At 71.2% G+C, this 19584-nt stretch carries 16 protein-coding genes; 6 read left to right on the top strand and 10 right to left on the bottom strand.

Annotation, left to right across the window (positions count from 1 at the left end; genetic code table 11):
- Window positions 1-4: 4 nt before the first annotated feature.
- The 4 genes from QM701_RS10400 to QM701_RS10385 are packed head-to-tail and all read left to right on the top strand — an operon-like array spanning window position 5 to window position 6115.
- Window positions 5-1207 carry a 1-acyl-sn-glycerol-3-phosphate acyltransferase gene (locus tag QM701_RS10400; protein ID WP_415166992.1) on the top strand — a complete coding sequence of 401 codons (1203 nt, stop codon included), beginning with the start codon at window positions 5-7 and terminating at the stop codon, window positions 1205-1207.
- Window positions 1204-2070, top strand: coding sequence for a phosphatase PAP2 family protein (locus QM701_RS10395; protein WP_415166991.1), 867 nt, complete (start codon window positions 1204-1206; stop codon window positions 2068-2070). Before QM701_RS10400 ends, QM701_RS10395 begins: the two co-directional genes overlap by 4 nt.
- Window positions 2071-2085: 15 nt before the next feature.
- Window positions 2086-4608, top strand: coding sequence for a PEP/pyruvate-binding domain-containing protein (locus QM701_RS10390; protein ID WP_415166990.1), 2523 nt, complete (start codon window positions 2086-2088; stop codon window positions 4606-4608).
- Window positions 4609-4612: 4 nt separating this feature from the next.
- Window positions 4613-6115, top strand: a complete 1503-nt coding sequence (locus QM701_RS10385) for a YiiX/YebB-like N1pC/P60 family cysteine hydrolase (RefSeq protein WP_415166989.1) — start codon at window positions 4613-4615, stop codon at window positions 6113-6115.
- Here the strand turns inward: QM701_RS10385 and QM701_RS10380 are convergent.
- Entirely contained in the window at window positions 6088-7236 is a 1149-nt protein-coding gene (locus QM701_RS10380) for an ankyrin repeat domain-containing protein (protein WP_415166988.1), read from the bottom strand. The genes QM701_RS10385 and QM701_RS10380 overlap by 28 nt on opposite strands.
- A 43-nt stretch (window positions 7237-7279) precedes the next feature.
- Between QM701_RS10380 and QM701_RS10375 the strand changes: the two genes are divergently transcribed.
- Complete coding sequence (locus QM701_RS10375) at window positions 7280-7834, top strand: energy transducer TonB (RefSeq protein WP_415166987.1); 555 nt, start codon at window positions 7280-7282, stop codon at window positions 7832-7834.
- Between the two features lie 18 nt (window positions 7835-7852).
- Here the strand turns inward: QM701_RS10375 and trmB are convergent, their stop codons facing one another.
- From trmB to dhaL, 9 genes are all read right to left on the bottom strand, one after another.
- The gene (gene trmB / locus QM701_RS10370) at window positions 7853-8554 is read right to left on the bottom strand and encodes a tRNA (guanosine(46)-N7)-methyltransferase TrmB (protein WP_415169381.1); all 702 of its coding nucleotides are present in this window, start codon (window positions 8552-8554) and stop codon (window positions 7853-7855) included.
- A gap of 23 nt (window positions 8555-8577) precedes the next feature.
- The gene (locus QM701_RS10365) at window positions 8578-9372 is read right to left on the bottom strand and encodes a thiazole synthase (protein ID WP_415166986.1); all 795 of its coding nucleotides are present in this window, start codon (window positions 9370-9372) and stop codon (window positions 8578-8580) included.
- 69 nt (window positions 9373-9441) lie between these two features.
- Complete coding sequence (gene thiS / locus QM701_RS10360) at window positions 9442-9642, bottom strand: sulfur carrier protein ThiS (protein WP_415169380.1); 201 nt, start codon at window positions 9640-9642, stop codon at window positions 9442-9444.
- Window positions 9643-9697: 55 nt separating this feature from the next.
- Window positions 9698-10117, bottom strand: a complete 420-nt coding sequence (locus QM701_RS10355; RefSeq protein ID WP_415166985.1) for a DUF3861 domain-containing protein — start codon at window positions 10115-10117, stop codon at window positions 9698-9700.
- 16 nt (window positions 10118-10133) lie between these two features.
- Window positions 10134-10703: a PadR family transcriptional regulator gene (locus tag QM701_RS10350; protein WP_415166984.1), complete on the bottom strand. Its 570-nt coding sequence runs from the start codon at window positions 10701-10703 to the stop codon at window positions 10134-10136.
- Between the two features lie 96 nt (window positions 10704-10799).
- Entirely contained in the window at window positions 10800-13166 is a 2367-nt protein-coding gene (locus QM701_RS10345) for a penicillin-binding protein 1A (protein ID WP_415166983.1), read from the bottom strand.
- Window positions 13167-13330: 164 nt separating this feature from the next.
- Window positions 13331-14959 (bottom strand): FGGY family carbohydrate kinase, encoded by a 1629-nt coding sequence (locus tag QM701_RS10340; RefSeq protein WP_415166982.1) that lies wholly within the window; start codon window positions 14957-14959, stop codon window positions 13331-13333.
- Between the two features lie 157 nt (window positions 14960-15116).
- Complete coding sequence (locus QM701_RS10335) at window positions 15117-15899, bottom strand: DeoR/GlpR family DNA-binding transcription regulator (protein ID WP_415166981.1); 783 nt, start codon at window positions 15897-15899, stop codon at window positions 15117-15119.
- Between the two features lie 141 nt (window positions 15900-16040).
- Window positions 16041-17813: a dihydroxyacetone kinase subunit DhaL gene (gene dhaL / locus QM701_RS10330; RefSeq protein ID WP_415166980.1), complete on the bottom strand. Its 1773-nt coding sequence runs from the start codon at window positions 17811-17813 to the stop codon at window positions 16041-16043.
- 241 nt (window positions 17814-18054) lie between these two features.
- On the opposite strand from dhaL, the gene QM701_RS10325 reads away from it, so the two are divergent.
- The gene (locus QM701_RS10325) at window positions 18055-19569 is read left to right on the top strand and encodes a sugar ABC transporter ATP-binding protein (protein ID WP_415166979.1); all 1515 of its coding nucleotides are present in this window, start codon (window positions 18055-18057) and stop codon (window positions 19567-19569) included.
- The last annotated feature ends 15 nt before the right edge of the window (window positions 19570-19584 follow it).

Below are 19584 nucleotides of genomic sequence, written 5' to 3'. Positions count from 1 at the left end.
GCGCATGCTGAAGCGAGCGTGGTTTGCCTTCCTGTACCGGAACATGGCCCGCTTCGCCTTCCACCGGGTCCGGGCCAGCGGCGCGCCGGTGCCGCAGGGCGGGCCGGTGCTCTACGCCTGCCTGCACCGCAACGGCGCGATCGACGGCATGGTGTACCGGCAGGTCGTCCCGCGCGCCCGCGCCACCTTGTCCAGCCAACTGCGCCGCCGGCCCTGGATGCGCCTGATCTTCGACGGCATCGAGCTGGTGCGGGCCAAGGACCGGGAACAGGACGGCGCGCGCGTCGACAACGCGGCGTCGTTCGACCGCTGCGTCGAGCACCTGGCCGGCGGCGGGCAGCTGATGTTCTTCCCCGAGGGGACGAGCGAGCTCGGACCGCGCCATCTGAAGTTCCACGCCGGCATCGCGCTGCTGGTCCAGGCCGCGCTCGAACGCCTGCCGGCGCTGACGGTGGTGCCGCTGGCCGCGCACTACGAGGCGGCGACCGAATGGCAAAGCGACGTCGACGTCGAGGTGGGCGCGGCCATCGTCTTCACGGGCCGGCCGCGTGCCGCCGAGATCATGCGCGCCGTCACGCGCGGGCTGGAAACCGTCGGCCTGGACTGCGACACGCCGGAGGAGCGCGCCGCCACCGAGACGCTGGCCTACGCGGCGACGCTCGGCCAGCGGGACATCGCCTACGCCCGGGCGCTGCATGCCATGCACGGCGCGTCGCCGGCGGCGTGGGAGGCGCTGCGCGCCGCCGCGCGGACCGACGGGCTGCGCCTGCACCAGGGCGTGCCGCTGGTGCCGACGCGCCGGCCGGCGCTGTACCTGCTGCCGTGGCTGTGCCTGACGCCGCTGCTCGGCGCGGCCGCCGCGCTCAACCTGCCGGTGCTGATCGCCGCGCGGCTCGCGCCCCGGCGGCTGGCCGACGCGCCGAACGTCGTCGCGCTGTGGCGGACGCTGGCCGGCGTCGGGACGGCCTACCTGTGGGTGCCGGCGATGGCCGCCGCCGGCCTGTTCCTCGGCGGCTGGGCCGCGGCGGCGGCCTACCTGGGCGTCTCGCTGGCCGGGCTGCGCGCGGTGTACCGCTGGCGGAAACTGTCCATCGCGCTCGGCAACCGCCGGCGCCTGCCGCCGCAGCGGCGGCGGGAACTGCTCGCCGCGCACGCCGCCATCGTGGCCGAGGCCCGCCGCCGCATCGCCGCCGGAGGCGACGCATGATGCAACTGCACGAAGCCTGCTGGCTGGCCTTTCTCGTCGTCGTCCTGGTGCGCGGCACGGTGTTCACGCCGGCGCCGATGGCCTGGCCGCTGCTGGCCGGCTGGCTGGCGTTGCTGGCCGCGTTCGCCTGGGCCTGGCGGCAGACGCGCCGGCCGGACGCGCGCGGGCGCCGCTGGGGCTGGGCCTACTATCCGCTGGCGATGAACCTGGCCTTCACCCTGCTCGGGCCGACGATCAAGGACGCCACCGCGTGGCGCGCCGACGACGCGCTGGCCGGCCTCGACGCCCTGCTGGTCGGCGAAAACCTCAGCCTCCGCATGGAGCCGTGGATCACGCCGTGGCTGAGCGACCTGATGAGCCTCGGCTACATGTCCTTCATGGTCCTGCTGTTCGGCGCGCTGGTGTTCTACCTGTTGCGCAGTCCCCACCTGGCGCGCTGCTATCGCGGCCTGTTCACCGTGTACGGGCTGGGCTTCCTCGGCTACGTGCTGGTGCCGGCGGCGGGGCCGTATGTGGCCATGGCCGGGCGCTTCTCGACGCCCATCGAAGGCGGCTGGCCGACGGCGCTGAACGCGCTGATGGTGAGCCGCGGCAGCAACCACGTCAACGTCTTCCCCAGCCTGCACGTCGCGGTGTCGCTGTTCCTGTGGCTGACGCTGCTGCGCGACCATCGCCGCCTGGGCCTCGCGCTGACGCCGCTGATCGTCGTGCTGTGGGCGTCGACGATCTACCTGCGCTACCACTACTGCATCGACCTGCTCGCCGGCGCCGCGCTGGCCGGGGCATCCTTCCTGCTGGCCGACGCCGGGCAGCGGCAGGGCGCCCCGGCCGGCGGGCTCGCCGCCCAATCCGACCCTTCCTGACGAGGCCCGTTCATCATGTACGTTCTTCCCTTCTCCGATCCCCGCGCCCAGGATGTGGGCGTTGCCGGCGGCAAAGGCGCCAACCTGGCGCGCCTGACCGGCTTCGGCCTGCGCGTGCCCGGCGGCGTGATCGTCACGCGGGCTTCCTACGACCTGTTCATCGGCCAGGCCGGCTGGCTGGCCGAACGGGTCCGACAGCTCGACTTCGCCGCGCCGGAGACTTTGCGCGCGCAGGCCGAGGCCATCCGCTCCGCCCTGCGCGAGCTGCCCCTGCCGGCGGAGGTCGCCGCCGCGATCCGCGCCGCCGTGGCCGCGCTGGACGGGGCGGAATCCGTGTCGGTGCGCTCCTCGGCGACCGCCGAGGACACCGCCGCGGCCGCCTTCGCCGGCCAGCACGACACCTTCCTCAACGTGCCGCCCGGCCGGGTGGAGGAGTTCGTCAAGCAGTGCTGGTTGTCGCTGTGGAGCGACCGCGCGCTGGCCTACCGTCGCCAGGTGGGCGTCGGCATCCTCGACACGTCGATGGCCGTGGTGGTGCAGCGCATGGTGCAGGCCGAGGTGGCCGGCGTGCTGTTCACCGTCGACCCGGTCTCCGGGGAACTCGACAAGGCGGTGGTGGACGCCAACTACGGGCTGGGCGAATCGGTGGTCAGCGGCGAGGCGGAGATCGACCACTGGCAGCTCGACAAGGCGAGCGGCGCCGTCGTCGCGGCGCGCATCGCCGAGAAGACGATGCAGATCCGCTCCCTGCCCGGCGGCGGCACGGAAGAAGTGGAGATCCACGGCGCCGAGTGCGGCGCGCCCTCGCTCGACGCGGCGCGGCTGAGCGAGATGGCCGCGCTGGCCAGAACCATCGAAGCGCACTACGGCTTTCCGCAGGACATCGAATGGGCGATCGCGCAGGATGCGATCCACGTCCTGCAATCCCGGCCGATCACCTCGATATCGCCGCGCTGGACGCGCGACGAGTCGGCGGAACGCTTCCCCAACCCGGTGTCGCCGCTGGCCTGGGAGCTGGTCGAGGACGGCTTCCACCGCTCGCTCAACCACTCGTTCAGGCTGATGGGGCTGCCGCCGTTCGAAGGCAAGTGGTTCGCCATGTTCGACGGTTACATCTACGGCAACCAGACCGCCGTCAGCCTGTACGCCGACGGCGTGCCGCTGGCGCTGCGCTCGCTCGACGAGCTGCGCGCCCTGCTGCCGCTGATCCGCCAGAAGTACGGCTGGGTGCAGGAACTGCCGGTGAACTGGTCGCGCGACCTCGACGGCTACCTGCTGCGCCTCGGCGAATTCAACGCCATGCCGCTGGCCGGGCTGGGGCTCAAGGCGCTGTGGGCGCACGTCCTCGATATCAGCGAGACCGGCGCGCGCTATTTCCTGCCGAACATCGCCATCTCGATCACCCAGCGCGTCCTCTACAAGGTGCTGCACGGCATCCTGGCGCTGGTGCTCGGGCCGCCGCAGGCCGCCGCGGCCTTCGACGCGCTGCTCGCGCACTGCGACACGAAGACCGGCGCCATCAACGCCCAGCTCAACGAGTTGGCCGGCATGGTGCGCGAGCACGCGGAATTCTTCGCGGCCCACGGCACGCAGGAAATCCTCGACCAGTGGCGGACCACGGTGGCGCCGGCGCTGCCCGGCTTCGTCGCGGCGTTCGACCGCCTGCTGGCCGAGCACGGCCACCGCGAAATCGAGTTCGATCCCTACGTGCCGACCTGGCTGGAAGCGCCGGGCGTGGTGCTCGACACGCTGCGCGTCATGGCCCGCGGCGAACTGCTCAACCCGCGCGCCAATGAGCGGCAGCTGAAAGTGCGCATGCAGGAGACGCTGTTCGCGGTCCAGCAGCGGGTGTCCGACGATCTGCGCTACTTCGTCACCGAGGTGGTGCGGCTTGCGCAGATCTACACCAGCCTGGACGACCTCGAACACTACCAGACCACGCGGCTCACCCTGCCGCTGCGTCGCGCCCTGCGGGAGCTCGGTGCGCGCCTGGTCGAGCTGGGGCTGATCGACGCGCCGATGGACGTGTTTTTCGCGCGCGTGCCCTTGCTCGGGCAGGCCATCCTCGAACCCGGTCCGGCGCGCTGGGCCGAGCTTGCCGAACAGATCGCCGCCAACAAGCGTGTCTATGAAAACGCCAGGCAACGCTCCCCGGCCTGGATGCCGGGCGGCGACGCCGCGGCGGACGAAGCCGGCGCGCCGGGCGCGGACGCTGCCTGGACGGGCATCCCGGGCAGCCCCGGCAAGGCGGTCGCCCCGGTCTTCCTGCTGCGCGGCGCGGAGGATTTCGGCAGCTTCCCGAAAGGCGCGGTGCTGGTGGCGCGCACCACCAACCCGGCGTGGACGCCGCTCTTCTACGGTGCCAGCGCGGTCATCACCGAATCCGGCGGCCCCTTGTCGCACGGCGCGGTAACCGCCCGCGAAATGCAGAAGCCGGCGGTCATGGCGGTGCGCGGCATCATGCAGTGCCTGGCCAACGGCGAGCGCGTCGAGGTCGACGGCACGCGGGGCACGGTGCGGCGGGTTGCCGGAACGTAGGCCGATGAGCCACTGGCACCGGCTGCTGCTCGGCGGCCCCGGACTGGTCGAGAGCGATCGCTACGCCTCGTTCGCGCCGCACATCGAGCGCGACGCGCGCACCCTGCGCGGCATCTTCGCGGGCATGGCCGCGCTCGAAGCGCAGTACGACCGGGCGGTCGCCGCCGCCCAGGCCGGCCGGCGCGGCTACTTCACCCCGGACGAGGACGACCGGGTGCGGCAGATGCTCCTTTCCTACCGCAACTACCGCCTGGCCACGTTTTCCGCGGTGTGGCGCTACGTGCACTACCCGCGCGAGCGCGATCCGCTGGTCCGGCTCAAGGGATTCATCCTCGGCTACGCCGCCGCGCTGATGATGTACGGCAAATCGCTGCGCTTCATCCAGGTCTGCGATCCGCACCGGCTGGTGCGGGACAAGCTCAACGAGCCGGACGCGCGCTTCGGCGTCGAGGCGGGGTTCTTCGACGAAGTCGTGGAGACCTACTGCTCGCTGCGCTACCTGCTCCTGTTCCGGCTCGGCGACCGCTTCTGGCGGTCGCAGGCCGAGGCGGTCCGGCGCCACGGCCTGGACCGGGACCCGCTGCTGGGCGACTTCGTCCGCCAGATCGGGACGCTGCGCGCGCGGTGCCGGCGCCTGCTCTGGCCGACGCTGCGCAAGCGCCTGCAGTACGAGCGGCGCAGCACCTGGCGCCTGTTCTTCGCGCCGCTGCGGGCCACGGGCTGGGGCGCGCAGGCGCTGCTCGGGCACGCCGTGGCGCGCATGCGCACCACGCTCGACTACCGGCCGGCGATCGACGCGCCCGCGCTCGACTACCTGGCGCGCCGCCTGCGCCCCGGCGACCTGCTGCTGACGCGCACCGAGCACAAGGCGACGACCGCGCTGCTGCCCGGCTTCTTCGGCCACGTGGCCATCTTCGCCGGCCAGCCGGCCGAGCTCGAACGCCGGGGCTTGGCCGCGCATCCGGCGGTCCGGCGGGCGATCGAGGCCAGCCGGGAGGCGGCGGCGCCGCGCGGCTGGGTGCTGGAGGCGCAGCACGCGGGCGTGGTGATGCGGCCGCTGGAGGAGGTGCTGGCCTGCGACCACGCGCTGGCGCTGCGGCCGCGCGAGGACGAGGACGCGGCCCGGGCACGGCTGGCCCGCGCCTGCGAACACTTCGGCAAGCCCTACGATTTCGACTTCGATTTCAACCGGAGCAGCCACGTCGTCTGCTCCGAGCTGGTGTATCGCTCGCTGCACAACCACGGCCCCTTCCGCTTCGCGCTGGTCAAGCGGATGGGCCGCTACACGCTCACCGTCGACGACATCGCCCGGCAGTTCCTGGCGGACCTGGGGGAAAGCCCGGCGGACTGGTCAGCTGTGGCGTTCCTGCTCGCGGGGCATCGCGGGCGGGCGATTCCCGTCGATCCGGCGGCGATCCCGGACACGCTCGCGCGCCTGCTCGACGTGGCGCCCGGCCGGCCTGATGCGGCGGCGGCCGGCTATTTCTGCGCCTCGACGGCGTCGTAGAGCTCCTGCCGCAGGGCTGCCGCCGGCCGGCCCTGGGCCTCGGCTAGGCGGATCTGGCGCATCAGCTCGGCGATGCGCGCCTGGATGGCGCCGCGGTCGACCGGCGTCACCTTGATCGTCGGCACGGCCTGGCCCTTCTTCGCCTGGGCCGGCGCGGGCGCCTTCCTGCCCGTCCGGTCGGTGGCGGTAATCTGCGCCCGCTCGCCGCCGAACTGGTTGCGCTTGGCGGTGACCACGATCGAGTTCGGCCGGTACGGTAGCGGCGCCGGCCGCCGCACCTCGCGCTGGGCGAAGGCCTGCGCGCGCATCTCGTTGACCCGCTGGCGCAACTGCGCGTGCAGTTCCTCGCTCGGCTGCCCGGTGGCCTCGGCCTCGCGGATCTTCGCCAGCAGTTCCTCGATCTCGCTGGGCGCCGACGCCGAGCGCGACGGCACGCCGAAATCCTCCTTGGGCGCCTTGACGGCGATGGCGAACTCCTCGGGCGAGGAGATCATCTTGCCGACGCGGTAATGGTCGTAGCGCATGGCCAGCGTCAGCGCCGTGTCGCCCCAGTCGTTCCTCGACTTCGTATCCGCGCCCGCTTCGAGCAGCAGCGTCGTCAGTTCCTCGCGCCCTTCGCGCGCGGCCATCATCAGCGGCGTCGAGCCGTTGGGTGCGCGCGCGTTGACGTTGGCGCCGCGCTCGACCAGGTAGCGCGCCAGTTCCTTGTGGCCGTTGAACGCCGCGTAGTGCAGCGCGCCCCAGTAGTTGCCGTCGCGGTTCAGCGGGGCGCCGTGGTCGAGCAGCCATTTCACCGCCTCCAGGTGCCCGTTCCACGCCGCCAGCTGCAGCGCCTGCTCGCCGTTGCGGTTGGCGCGCCGCGGATTGGCGCCGCGTTCGAGGAACAGCTGCATCATCTCGATGTTGCCGTGCCAAGCGGCGCTCATCAGCCCGGTGCCGATCTGCTGGCCCTGGAATTCGGGATCGAGCCCTTCGTCGAGCCAGCTCCGCACCTTGGCCACGTCGCCGCGCTCCACCGCCCAGCTGAACGTCACCGGGTCGGGCAGCGCCGCCAGCGCCTGCCCGAGCAGCAGGCCCATGCCCAGCAGCAGCACGCCGCCTTTCGCCAGAATCTTTCGCATCGAATTTCCTTTGCCTTCGCTTTCAACCGGGTGGCGGCATTTGTTGCACAATACCCGCCACATGTCCGCCCGCCTGATTATCGCCCTTGCGCTTTCGCTTGTCCTGCACGGCAGCCTGCTGTTCTCGGGCGCGTTCCCGGCCTCCCAGCCGCGGCCCGCGCCGCCGCTGCAGGCGTCGCTGCGGCCCCTGCCGGACCTGGCGAAGCTGCTGGAGCCGCCGCCCGTCGCGGACACGCTGCTCAAGAATACGCTGGCGGACGAGCAGCCGGCCAAGCCGGCATCCCCGCCTCCGCCGCCCCGCCCGAAGGAAGCGTCCGCACCGTCCCGCCGCGCACCGGCCGCTCCGCGCGAGACGGAGGCCGTGCGCAGGAAGCTGGCCGAATACGTTCTCTATCCCGAGCAGGCATGGAGACTCGGCCAGGAGGGCACGGTCGATCTGTTCGTCGAGCTTGCCGGCGACGGCCGCGTCGAGGACGTCCGCGTCGTCGTCAGCAGCGGCTTCCCGCTGCTGGACAACGCGGCGGTCAAGGGATTCTACGCGGTCGGGCGGCTGCCCGGAAAATCCGGGGTCTGGCACTACACGTTCCGGCTGGAATGAGCGGGCCGCGCCGCCGCCTCAGGCGCGCGTGAAAACCAGATCCCACACGCCGTGCCCGAGGCGCAGGCCGCGCTGCTCGAACTTGGTCAGCGGCCGGTAGTCCGGGCGCGGCGCGTAGCCGTCGGCGGTGTTTTGCAGCGACGGTTCCGCCGAGAGCACTTCCAGCATCTGCTCGGCGTAGTTCTCCCAGTCGGTCGCGCAGTGGATGTAGCCGCCCGGCTTCAGCCGGCTGGCGAGCAGGGCGACGAGCGGCGGCTGGATCAGCCGGCGCTTGTGGTGGCGCGCCTTCGGCCAGGGATCGGGAAAGAAGATGTGCACGCCGTCGAGGGAGCGTTCGGCAATCATGTCGCGCAGCACCTCGACCGCGTCGTGCTGGATGATGCGCTGGTTGGCCAGCCCCTTTTCGGCGATCAGCTTGCACAGGCTGCCGACGCCCGGCGTGTGCACTTCCACGCCGATGTAGTCAGTCTGCGGATGGGCCTCGGCGATCGCCGCCGAGGTCTCGCCCATGCCGAAGCCGATTTCGAGGATGCGCGGCGCGCGGCGCCCGCACACGGCGTCGAGGTCGAGCGGCGCCGGCGCGTAGGGGATGCCGACCTTGGCCATCATCTCGTCGTGGTAGCGCCGCTGGGCGTTGGACACGCGCCCCTGGCGCAGCACGAAGCTGCGGATGTGGCCGGCGCGCCCGGCCGTATAGGCGCCTTCCCGCTCCCGGTCCAGCTCAGGATTTGCCAAATCCGCGCTCACGAACCGATCAGGCCGGCGGTCGGCGACGACGGATCGGCCGAATAGTACTTGCGCGCCATGCGCCCCGCGAGGAAGGCTTCCCGGCCGGCCTCGACGGCCTTCTTCATGGCGCTGGCCATCAGCACCGGGTCCCTGGCGTGGGCGATGGCGGTGTTCATCAGCACGCCGTCGCAGCCGAGCTCCATGGCCACCGCCGCGTCGGACGCGGTGCCGACGCCGGCGTCGACGAGCACCGGCACCTTGAGCGCGTCGATGATCAGGCGCAGGTTCCACGGATTGACGATGCCCATGCCGGAGCCGATCAGCGAGGCGAGCGGCATCACCGCCACGCAGCCGAGGTCTTCGAGCATGCGCGCCTGGATCGGGTCGTCCGCGCAGTACACCATCACCTGGAAGCCGTCCTTGACCAGGATTTCGGCGGCCTTCAGCGTTTCCGGCATGTTCGGGAACAGGTTGTTCGGGTCGCCGAGCACTTCGAGCTTGCACAGCGGGTGGCCGTCGAGCAGTTCGCGGCCGAGGCGCAGCGTGCGCACCGCGTCGTCCGCGGTGTAGCAGCCGGCGGTGTTCGGCAGGATGGTGAACTGCGCCGGCGGCAGCGCATCGAGCAGGTTCGGCTCGCCGGGGTTCTGGCCGATGTTCACGCGCCGGATGGCGACGGTGACGATCTCCGCGCCCGAGGCGTCGATCGCCGCGCGGGTCTGCGCGAAATCCTTGTATTTGCCGGTGCCGACCAGCAGGCGCGAGCGGTAGGTCCGGCCCGCGATCGTCAGGCTGTGCAGTTGAGTATCCATGACATCCCCATGAGGAAACAGAAACGGAAGGAAGCCTTCGCCGCCGGCCGGGCCGGCGGCGGAACGCGGTCAGCCGCCGCCGACGGCGACGACGATCTCCAGGCGGTCGCCGTCCGCCAGGACGACTTCCGCGTGGCGGCCGCGCGGCACGATTTCGCCGTTGCGCTCGACCGCGATGCGCTTGCCGGCGTAGCCGAGCGATTCGACCAGCGCGGCCACGGTGAGAGGCTCCGGGAGTTGGCGGGACTCGCCATTGAGTGAAATGACCATGGGTCGGGATTTTAGCATGCGCGCACCCCGGCGATCCGGCCGGGACGCGGCGTGCTCAGGAACAGCGCAGGGTGTCGAAGAAGCGTTCCACGGCGCCGTCGCAGCGGGCGAGCACGCCGTCGGGCCGCCCGGCCGGCGCGGCGCCGGAAGCGGGCGGCGGTTCGGCGGCGGGACCTTTCTTGAGACGCTTCATGAACTGGCCGAAGTGCGAACGGAACTCCTCGAACAGCGGGTTATCCCGGTGCCGGAGCATCACCTCGCCCAGCAGCTTCAGCCCGACGGTGAATGCCGCGGCGTCGTCGCCGACGAAGCCGGCGCGTTGGCCGGCGCGCTGCACCAGCCCCAGGATTTCGTCGTGCGACGCGGCTTCGAAGCAGAGCGGCGGGGAGAGCGGCGGGGAGAGCGGCGGGGAGAGCGGCGCGCCGTCCGCGGATGCGAGAGGCTCGACGGTGATGCGGTAGCGATGCTGTTTCATGGCCTCTCCTTCCGCCTCAGCAGCGTTCGATCTCGACGGCGGCGCGGTCGATGATTTCCGAAATCCGGCGCGCCACGGCCGGATCGGGAGCATCGTCGCCCAGGCGCAGGCGCAAGGCCGTCTTCAGGTTTTCCATGGCGCGCATGATTTCCGGCAGGCGCCGGCCGTGCGCCCGGTTCCGGACGTGTCCCAGGTGGGCCAGGATGCGTTCGACCGTCTCGCGCTGTTCGTCGAGCCGGGCCTGGCCCTCGGCGGAAATCCGGTACTCCTTGCGGCCGCCCTCCTGCTGGGCCGAGGTGATCCAGCCGAGGTCCTCCAGCATGGTCAGCGTCGGATAGATGGTGCCCGGACTCGGCGTGTAGTCGCCGCCGACGAGGTCGCCCATGGCCTTGATGATTTCGTAGCCGTGCGCGGGTTTCTGCCCGAGCAGGTGCAGGACCACGAATTTCAGGTCGCCGGACGCGAAGATCCGTTCCCGCCGTCCGCCGCCGCCACCGAAGGGAAAGTCCGGCCGGATGTCCGGGCGCCCGCCCCGTTCGGAGCAGCGATGTCCATGACCCCTGTGCGATTGGGAGAAGAAATGCATTTTTTACCTCCAGATGTGTTTAGACACTAACAAGATATATCTTGATCGTGTCTAAGTCAACTCCAGCGCGGAGATTTCGGGAGGCGGAAACGCCGGTTACTTCGCCGGCGCGTCTTCGAGGGCTTGCCGGGCGGTCCGTTCGATGGCGTCCGCGCGCTTCTCCTCTTCGAGGATGCGGTCGATGACTTCCTGCAGCGGGTCGGCGTCCGGCGCCGGCGAGGACGGGGGAGGCGGCGGGGCCGGTGCCTTCTTCGGGGGCTCCGGCGGCGCGGCGGGGAACCAGTCCTCGAACCAGCCGCCGACGCGGGCCGACAGGCGCTGCCACAGGCCGCTCTCGTCGGGCGCGGCGAAGCGTTCGCGCGCGTCGATGAGGCGCGCGCGCAGGGCGCCGCGGAAGACGCTGCCGACGATCGGCAGCGCAGTGTGCGCGCCCTGTCCCCAATAGTCGCTGCGCAGCGTGATGCGCGGATCGTTGAAGCCGACCCAGGCGCCGGCGACGAGCTGCGGATGCATCAGGATGAACCAGCCGTCGGCGCCGTCCTGCGTGGTGCCGGTCTTGCCGGCCACGTCGGCGCGGATGCCGAAGCGGGAGCGGACGGCGCTGCCGGTGCCGCGGTCGATCACGCCGCGCAGGGCGTCGAGCAGCGTGTAGGCGGTGCGTTCGTCGAGCGCCTCCTCGGGTGCGGCCGGGGCGAACGCCTCGATCACGCGGCCGTCGCGGTCCTCGATGCGGGTGACCATCACCGGTTCGCGGTAGCGGCCGGCGTCGGCGATCGTGGCGTACGCCGCGACCATCTCCCACAGCGATACCGGGCTGGTGCCCAGGGCCAGCGAGGGCACCGCTTCCAGCCGGCTCTGGCGGACGCCCATGGCGCGCGCGAGCCGGGCGACGCGCGCCGGCCCGACCTTCTGCATCAGCTGCGCGGTGATGGTGTTCTTCGAGTACGCGAGGCCGTCGCTCAGGCTCATCTCCTTGCCGCTGGGCGGCTTGCCGTCGGTCGGGCGCCAGACTTCGCCGCCGCCGACCGGGATTTCGACGGCCTGGTCGACCAGCGTGGTTTCCGGGCCGAGGCCCTGCCGGAAGGCCTCGCCGTAAACGAAGGGCTTGAACGTCGAGCCCGGCTGGCGCCGCGCCTGCTGCACGTGGTCGAAGGCGTCGCGGTCGAAGTCGCGGCTGCCGACCCAGGCCCTGATCTGGCCGTCGCGCGGGTCGACGGCCAGGAAGCCGGCCTGGATCGTCGTCTTCTGCTGGCGCAGCGTCGGCAGGAACGCCGGGTTGGCGGCGAGTTCCTTGACCGCCTGCTCGTGCGTCCGGCCGGCCGTGCGCGCCGCCCGGTACTCCGGCGTTTCGCGCACCAGCGTATCGACCAGCCCGTTTTTGACGTTCCACACCGAGCGCCGCGCCCAGGCGGCGTCGGCCAGGCCCTGCAGCTGCAGCCCGTGCTGCTCGACCGCCTGGTTGGCCAGCGCCTGCAGCCGGGAATCGAGCGTGGTGTGCACCACCAGGCCGTCGCTGGCGATGTTGTAGCCGTTGCGGTCGGCCCAGGCGATCAGCCACTTGCGCAGATACTGCGCGAAATGCGGCGCCGGCCCGGTCTTCTCGAACTGCCGCTCGAAGTCGAGGCGCAGCGGCACCTTCCTGAGCGATTCGAGCTGCTCCGGCCGCAGCTTGCCGCGCCTGACCATCTGGGCCAGCACGATGTTGCGCCGCTGCAGCGAGCGTTCGGGATTGAGCACCGGGTTGTAGTAGCTGTTGCCCTTGAGCATGCCCACCAGCGTGGCGCTCTGCAGCACGCCGAGCCGGTCGGCCGAGGTGTCGAAATAGGTGCGCGCCGCCATCTCGATGCCGAAGGCGTTGTAGAGGAAGGGCACGGTGTTGAGGTAGGTTTCGAGGATTTCGTCCTTGCTGTGCACCGCCTCGATCTTGAGCGCGGTGATGGCTTCCTTGAGCTTGCGCGTCAGCGTCGGGGCGCGGCCGATCTCCTCGGGATAGAGATTGCGCGCGAGCTGCTGGGTCAGCGTCGAACCGCCCTGGCGGTCGCCCCTGGCGGTGTAGAAGAGGGCGGCGGCAGTGCGCCGGAAATCGATGCCGTGGTGTTGGTAGAAGCGGTGGTCCTCGGTGGCGATCAGGGCGTCGACCACGTGCGGCGAGATGTCGGCCAGTTTCACCCACTCGCGGTGCGACTGCTTGAATTCGGCGAGTTTCTTGCCGTCGGCGAAGAGAATCTGCGCCGGCCGTTCGGTGGCGGCCTTGCGGATGTCGCTGATGCTCGGGGTGAACGGGATCAGCAGCAGCGTGTACAGCAGCAGCGCCCCCGGCAGGCAGGCCAGGGCGATGAGCGCGTCCCGCCGGGAGAAGGCGCGCAGGCGCGTTGTCGCCCGTGCCAGGAAAGGCGCGGCCGCGCTGGCGCTGCGCGCCAGCGCCTGCCTGATCGTCTCAAGCAGGGGCGGAATCGGGTTCATGGCCGGGGAGTCGCACGGGGCGTCGTCATCGTTGTCGCGGGATGATAACCCCTTCGGGGGGATGCGTGACTTGAACGCGCCGTCGCCGGTACAACCCCCTCCCCCTCCCGGCCTCCCCCTTGAAGGGGGAGGAGTCTGTTTCTCGCAGGTCGGCGCGGGGCGCTTCAGCCGCGCAGCTTCTCGAAGGCCTCTTCCAGCCGGTCGAGATACCCGCCGGGCGCGTGGTAGCGGCGCACCCAATCCGGCTCGGGGGCGACCGCCGCGCCGCCGGCGCGGACCGCGTCGCGCAGCGTTTCGGCGAGGGCGTCGCGGCGCGCTTCTTCCTCGGCGGGGATCAGCGCCACGGCCGCGGCCACCGCCGCGCCGAGGGCGGCGCCGGCCTGGCCGGCGTGGACCGCGGGCCGGTTCCAGATGGCGGCGACGCGGCGCATGATCTGGGCGCTGCCCGACGGCCCGCCGCAGACGCTGACCGGCTCGCCGCTGGCGTCGCCGATCCTGCGGCCGTAGCGGTAGACGAGGCCCAGCGCGCTGTCGACGACGGCCGGGTAGTCATGGGCGAAATCGGCCGGGCCGCCGTCCAGGCGGATCACCTCGGGGCAGGCGTCGATCAGCGGGAAGGATTCGGCGTCCGGGTGCCAGAAGCGCAGGCCGCCGCCGGGCGGCGCGGCGGCCAGGGCGGCCTCGCCGGCGGCATGGTCCTGGCGGCCGAGTCCGTGCAGCGCGCGCAGGCGGTCCCAGGTGAGCGCGCCGTTGCTGCGGCAGGCGATGTTGAACGGGCGGCCGAGCGCGTCGTACATGGCGCAGGCCGTGCCGCTTTCGTCGATCCGGCCGTCCGGCGTCAACAGCATGTAGACGAAGCTCGTGCCCAGGCTGAGCAGGCTGCCGCCGGCCAGCACCTTGGACTGCAGGTTGTCGCCGGAGCCGGCGACGATCCGGCAGTCCGGGCCGAAGCCGTACCTTTCCTGGAAATAGGCGGCGATCCGGCCGACCACGGCGAGCGGATGCGCCAGGGGCGGCAGCTTGCCGGCCAGCGCGCGCGGGCCGCCGGGCAGGTCGCCGGCCGCCGCGTCGAGCATGGCCTCGTCCCATGCGCGCCGGCCGTAGTTCATCAGCCCGGTGCCGCAGGCGTTGCCGAAATCCAGCGGAATCGCGCAGTCCCCGGCGAGCAGCGCGGGGATCAGGCTGGAAAGCTGCACGATGCGGCACGTCGCGGCGTAGGCCGCCGGGTAGCGCAGCGCCACCTTGCGCTGCGCCGAGACGGAGAAGCGCAGCGGCAGGTCGCTGCCGGTGCGGGCGATGACCGCCGCCGCGCCGCCGGCCCGCGCGCGGATCAGCCCGGCTTCGGCCGCCGTGTTGGCGGTCTTCCAGATCGGCGCGCCGCCGTAGGCGAAGACGTTGGCCAGCCGCGCGGCGAGCGGGACGCGCGCGCCGGGTGCGTGCAGCCGGCGGAACGCGGCGGGCGCCTCGCCGTTGAGGAACACGTGGCCGTGCTGCTGCGCCGAGGTGTTGATCGCGGCGATGGCGGCGGTGTTCGCGCCGTCGCCGCGCAGTTCGTCCAGGATGGCGTCGAGCGCGGCCGGGAAGAGGCGCGGCGGCTGCTCGGCCTCGCCCGGCTCGCGCGGCGGCATGATCAGCGTGTCGTGCTCGAAGCCGAGGCCGAGCAGGCGCGGATCGTCGCGGTAGGCCAGCGAACGCTGCCAGAGCACGGCGCCCGTATCGGCCCGCAGCAGCACGGCGCTGATGCTCTGGGTGCTGGCGTCCAGGCCAAGGGTGGTATGGTCGGCGGGCGGCATCGGGTTCTCCTCGTTGCGTCGGTGCGGCGCCGCCGCCGCGGACGGACGGGGCGCGAACGGCCGGACGCGGCCTACGCGGCCCGTCCGGAAGCGACGATGATAATCGCTAACGATCCGCCTGGCATGGCGTTCGCGCCATGCCGGTTCCCGTGCTTTCCTACTCGTCCGGTGCCGGCGTCGGCGCGATCACCACGTCGATGCCGGCGCCCCTCAGCATGTCCGCGTCCTCGTCGGTGATGCCCGCGTCGGTGATCAGGGTGCTGATGCGGGAGAGCGGCAGCGAGATGTGCCGCGCCTTGATCGCGAACTTGCTGCTGTCGGCCAGGACGACCACCTCGTCGGCCTGCTCCTGCAGGGCGTTGACCGCCCGCACCACGCCGGGATGCGACTCCAGCAGGCCGCTGCCGTTGATGCCCTGCGCGCCGATGAACAGGCGCGAGGCGTAGAAGCCCGGCGCCGGGGTGTCCGGCGAATACAGGATGCCGGGTTCGCGGTGCAGTTCCCCGCCGACCACGGTCAGGTGGCAGGCGCTCTGTTCGAACAGGCAGGCGGCCAGCGGCATGGAATTGGTGCAGATCTTGATGCCGCGGCCGGCCAGGCGGCGGGCGAACAGGAAGCACGAGGTGCCGCCGAGGACGATGATCGAGTCGCCGTCCTGGCAGAGCTTCTCCGCCTCGGCGGCGATGGCTTCCTTCTTGTCGATGTGGATCAGCCGGTTGGCCTCGAACGGCTTGGCCGGGGTGTGTTCGGGCGCCGCCCCGCCGGCCAGCGCGATGCCGCCGAAGACCTTGCGCACCCGGCCGGTCTCGTGCAGCTTGGCGATGTCCCGGCGGACCGTCGCCGGCGAGGAATCCAGGATCTCAGTGAGGTCCTTGACCGTGGCGAACTGGCGCTTGTTGAGTATTTCGACGATTTTTTTCCAGCGTTCGGGTTCGTTCATCGTGCGGCTCCTGTTTTTTTCTGCGCCCCGCCGGCCGCGAAGCGACGCCAGCCTGATGCCATTGCCGCCGGAAAGCAAGCGGCCAAAAAAACGACCGCGCAAGGGGCTTGGCGGTCGTGGGGAAAGCCCGGCGAGAGCGGATCAGCGGGCGAGGTGTCGTTGCAGCGAGGCAGCGATCGATTGCAGGATCAGGCAGCAGGACGTGGCGCCGGCGTCGAGCACGCCGATCGAGCGCGGCCCGAGCCGGGCCGAGCGGCCGACGCGCGCCTGCAGCTCCTTGGTCGAGTCCTTGCCGGCCTCGGCGGCCCGGCTCATCGCCTGCAGCGCGTCGGCGAAGCCGGCGCCGGCGACGAGCGCCGCGCGGTAGGCGTCGCGCGCCGGCACCAGGGTGTCGATCAGCGTCTTGTCGCCGACCTGCGCCTGGCCCATGCCCTGGACGTTGGCCACGGCCGCCGCCAGGGCCTCGCCGAACAGCGCGGCGTCCATCCGGGCGTGCGTCGAGAGCGTGTTGACCAGGCCGAGGAAGAAGCTGCCGTACAGCGGCCCCATCGAGCCGCCGATGTCGTCCATCAGGGCCCGCGCGAGCTGTTCGAGCGCCTTCGGCAGTTGGTCGGCCGCCGCGCCGAGCGCGTCGAGGCGGACGCCGCAGCCGGTGAAGCCCTTGCTCATGTTGATGCCGTGGTCGCCGTCGCCGATCAGGCCGTCGATCTCCGAGAGATAGGCGCGGTTGGCGTTGATCGTGGCGATCAGGTCGCGCACCACGTCGCCGGCCTCGTTCAGGGCGATCGTCGGGCCGGCGAGGGCGCGCGGGGCGGCCGCGGCGTGGCTCGCGCCGGCCGTGCCGTCAACCGCCGAGGCCCGCGCGGCGCCGCCCGCCGCGCCGTGATAGGCGCGTCCGGGCGCCAGGTCGCCGGCCACGCTGAGGCCGACCGAGCGGCACGGCGCCTTGAGGCAGCTTTCCAGTTCGTCGTCGAGCCGCATCACGGTCAGCGTGACGCCCATCATTTCGAGCGAGGTGAACAGGTTGCCGACCGTGTTGAAGGCCACGGCGATGCCGCGCGCTTCCAGGCGCCGGGCGATCTCGCCGTACAGGATGTAGAGCTCCATGACCGGCGTCGCGCCCAGGCCGGAGACCAGCACGGCGACGCGGTCGCCGGCCACGAACGGCAGGTCGGGGAGCACCGCGTCGAGCATCAGGTCGGCCATGGCCGAGGCGCTGACCGTGGCGCGCACGTCGATGCCCGGCTCGCCGTGATGGCCGATGCCGACTTCCATCGTGCCGTTTTCGATGGTGAAGTTGGCGTGGCCGACGGCCGGGATGATGCACGCCGACAGCCCGATGCCGATGCTGCGGGTATTGTCGATGGCCTTCTGCGCCGCGGCGATGACCTCGTCCAGCGAGCCGCCCTGCGCGGCGCGGGCCGCGCCGACCTTCCACATCAGGATTTCGCCGGCCACGCCGCGCCGCTTGGCCTCGTCGCCCTGTGGCGCGGACGGCACGTCGTCGTTGGCGACCACGGTCTTCACCGTGATGCCTTCGCGCTCGGCCATCCCGATGGCCATCTTCACGTTCATGTTGTCGCCGGCATAGTTGCCGTAGAGACAGGCCACCCCGGCGCCGCCGTCGGCCGCGCGCATGGCGTCCAGGAAGCTCTTGGCCGTCGGCGAGGAGAAGATTTCGCCGATGGCCACGGCGTCGACCAGCCCTTCGCCGACGTAGCCGAGGAAGGCCGGTTCGTGGCCCGAGCCGCCGCCGGTGACCACGCCCACCTTGCCCGCCTCCGGCGCGCGCGCCCGCTTGACCACGCGCGGGTTGTCCGTGCCCACGACCGCGCCGGCGTGCGCCGCCAGCCAGCCCTTGAGCATGTCTTCGACCACGAGATCCGCGTCATTGATGATTCTGTTCATCGCCATGATGTATGAGCTCCCTGTTGAATGGTGGTTAATTGATCACATCAGATCACAATATGATTGAACTGAGCAAGTGGTATGAGTCAAGTATCAGCATATTTCCCCTTTACGTGATTATACTGTTGACATTTATGATTTCCAGTTGAACAATACGGCAACAATCAGCGGCGCGCGGCCGGGTCCGGCGCGACGCATGAAACCATGGGGAAACGGGGGCGAGATGCCTGGCGAAGCGATGAATCCGATGCCTGCCGCAGAGGCGCCGCGTCCGGCGCCGGCGTCCGCGCCGCTGGTCCTCGCGCACGGGGTCGCCAAGAGCTTCAACGGCGTGCCGGCGCTCAGGAACGGCTGCCTGGAACTGCGGGCCGGCAGCGTGCATGCGCTGTGCGGCGGCAACGGCGCGGGCAAATCGACCTTCCTCAACATCCTGATGGGCATTCTCCAGCGCGACGCCGGCTCGATCCAGGTGCGCGGCGCCGAGGCACACTTCGCCGGCCCCGACGACGCGCTGCGCGCCGGAATCTCGATCATCACCCAGGAGCTGTCGCCGATTCCCGGCATGACCGTTGCGGAGAACATCTTCCTCGGCCGCGAGCCGAAGCGCCTGCGCGTGGTGGTCGACTACCCGGCGCTTTTCGAACGGGCCGGGCGGCTGCTCGAACGGCTGCGCTTCGACATCGACCCGCGCGCGCCGATGCACCGCCTGAGCCTGGCCCAGACGCAGCTGGTGGAGATCGCCAAGGCCTTCAGCCACCAGAGCGAGATCGTCATCATGGACGAGCCGACCTCGGCCATCGGCGAGAACGAGACCGAGATCCTGTTCGACGCCATACGCAAGGTCTCCGCCCAGGGCGCGGGGATCATCTACGTTTCGCACCGCCTCTCGGAAATCTTCACCATTGCCGACCGCTACACGGTCTTCCGGGACGGCAGCTTCATCGAGACGGGGCGCCTCGCCGACATCGACCGCCGGCATCTGGTGCGCCAGATCGTCGGCCGCGAGCTGAACGCCGGCGCGCGTCCGGCGGCCGCCGCCGGCGGGGAGGTCGTGCTGTCGGTCAGGAACCTCGGCCGCCGGGACGAATTCGCGGACATCTCGCTCGACGTGCGCGGCGGCGAGGTGCTCGGCATCTACGGGCTGATCGGCTCCGGGCGCAGCGAATTCCTCAACTGCGCCTTCGGCATCACCCGGCCCGACGCCGGCAGCGTCGCGCTGCGCGGCCGGCCGCTGCCGGCGGGCAATCCCCGGCAGGCCATCCGGCGGGGCCTCGCGCTGGTCACCGAGGACCGCAAGGCCACCGGGCTGGTGCTCAGTTCGTCGGTCGCCTTCAACACCACGCTGGCCGCGCTGCCCGAGCTGTCCCGCGCCGGCTATATCGACCGCGCCAGGGACCGCGCCCTGGTACGCGGGCTGATCGAGCGCATGCGCGTCAGGCTGGCCAGCCCGGAGATGGACGTCTCGGAACTGAGCGGCGGCAACCAGCAGAAGGTCGTGCTGGCGAAATGCCTGGCGACCCGGCCGGTCTGCCTGCTCTGCGACGAGCCGACGCGGGGCATCGACGAGGGCGCCAAGCGCGAGGTGTACGCCTTCCTCGCCGAATTCGCCGCCGCCGGCGGCGCGGTCGTCGTGGTCTCGTCCGAGGCGCCGGAAGTCCTGGAGGTCGGCGACCGCATCGCGATCTTCAGGCAGGGCCGGCTGGCCGCGGTGATCGACGGCCGCCGGGCGTCGCAGGAAGAACTTCTTCATCTCGCCTCTTGAACAGGAACGCCCCAG

Origin of the sequence: Propionivibrio sp. (genome assembly GCF_047602565.1) — a bacterium.
In the GTDB taxonomy this organism is placed as follows: Bacteria; Pseudomonadota; Gammaproteobacteria; order Burkholderiales; family Rhodocyclaceae; genus Propionivibrio.
Note: the sequence above shows the minus strand (reverse complement) of the source record. Positions and strands in the feature narration are given on the sequence as shown.

What these genes read in the sequence shown, in the direction of transcription:
- QM701_RS10400 (WP_415166992.1), top strand. Translation starts at nt 5, where the DNA reads ATGCTGAAGCGAGCGTGGTTTGCCTTCCTGTACCGGAACATGGCCCGC.
- QM701_RS10395 (WP_415166991.1), top strand. Translation starts at nt 1,204, where the DNA reads ATGATGCAACTGCACGAAGCCTGCTGGCTGGCCTTTCTCGTCGTCGTC.
- QM701_RS10390 (WP_415166990.1), top strand. Translation starts at nt 2,086, where the DNA reads ATGTACGTTCTTCCCTTCTCCGATCCCCGCGCCCAGGATGTGGGCGTT.
- QM701_RS10385 (WP_415166989.1), top strand. Translation starts at nt 4,613, where the DNA reads ATGAGCCACTGGCACCGGCTGCTGCTCGGCGGCCCCGGACTGGTCGAG.
- QM701_RS10380 (WP_415166988.1), bottom strand. Translation starts at nt 7,236, where the DNA reads ATGCGAAAGATTCTGGCGAAAGGCGGCGTGCTGCTGCTGGGCATGGGC.
- QM701_RS10365 (WP_415166986.1), bottom strand. Translation starts at nt 9,372, where the DNA reads ATGGATACTCAACTGCACAGCCTGACGATCGCGGGCCGGACCTACCGC.
- thiS (WP_415169380.1), bottom strand. Translation starts at nt 9,642, where the DNA reads ATGGTCATTTCACTCAATGGCGAGTCCCGCCAACTCCCGGAGCCTCTC.
- QM701_RS10355 (WP_415166985.1), bottom strand. Translation starts at nt 10,117, where the DNA reads ATGAAACAGCATCGCTACCGCATCACCGTCGAGCCTCTCGCATCCGCG.
- QM701_RS10350 (WP_415166984.1), bottom strand. Translation starts at nt 10,703, where the DNA reads ATGCATTTCTTCTCCCAATCGCACAGGGGTCATGGACATCGCTGCTCC.
- QM701_RS10345 (WP_415166983.1), bottom strand. Translation starts at nt 13,166, where the DNA reads ATGAACCCGATTCCGCCCCTGCTTGAGACGATCAGGCAGGCGCTGGCG.
- QM701_RS10340 (WP_415166982.1), bottom strand. Translation starts at nt 14,959, where the DNA reads ATGCCGCCCGCCGACCATACCACCCTTGGCCTGGACGCCAGCACCCAG.
- QM701_RS10335 (WP_415166981.1), bottom strand. Translation starts at nt 15,899, where the DNA reads ATGAACGAACCCGAACGCTGGAAAAAAATCGTCGAAATACTCAACAAG.
- dhaL (WP_415166980.1), bottom strand. Translation starts at nt 17,813, where the DNA reads ATGGCGATGAACAGAATCATCAATGACGCGGATCTCGTGGTCGAAGAC.
- QM701_RS10325 (WP_415166979.1), top strand. Translation starts at nt 18,055, where the DNA reads ATGCCTGCCGCAGAGGCGCCGCGTCCGGCGCCGGCGTCCGCGCCGCTG.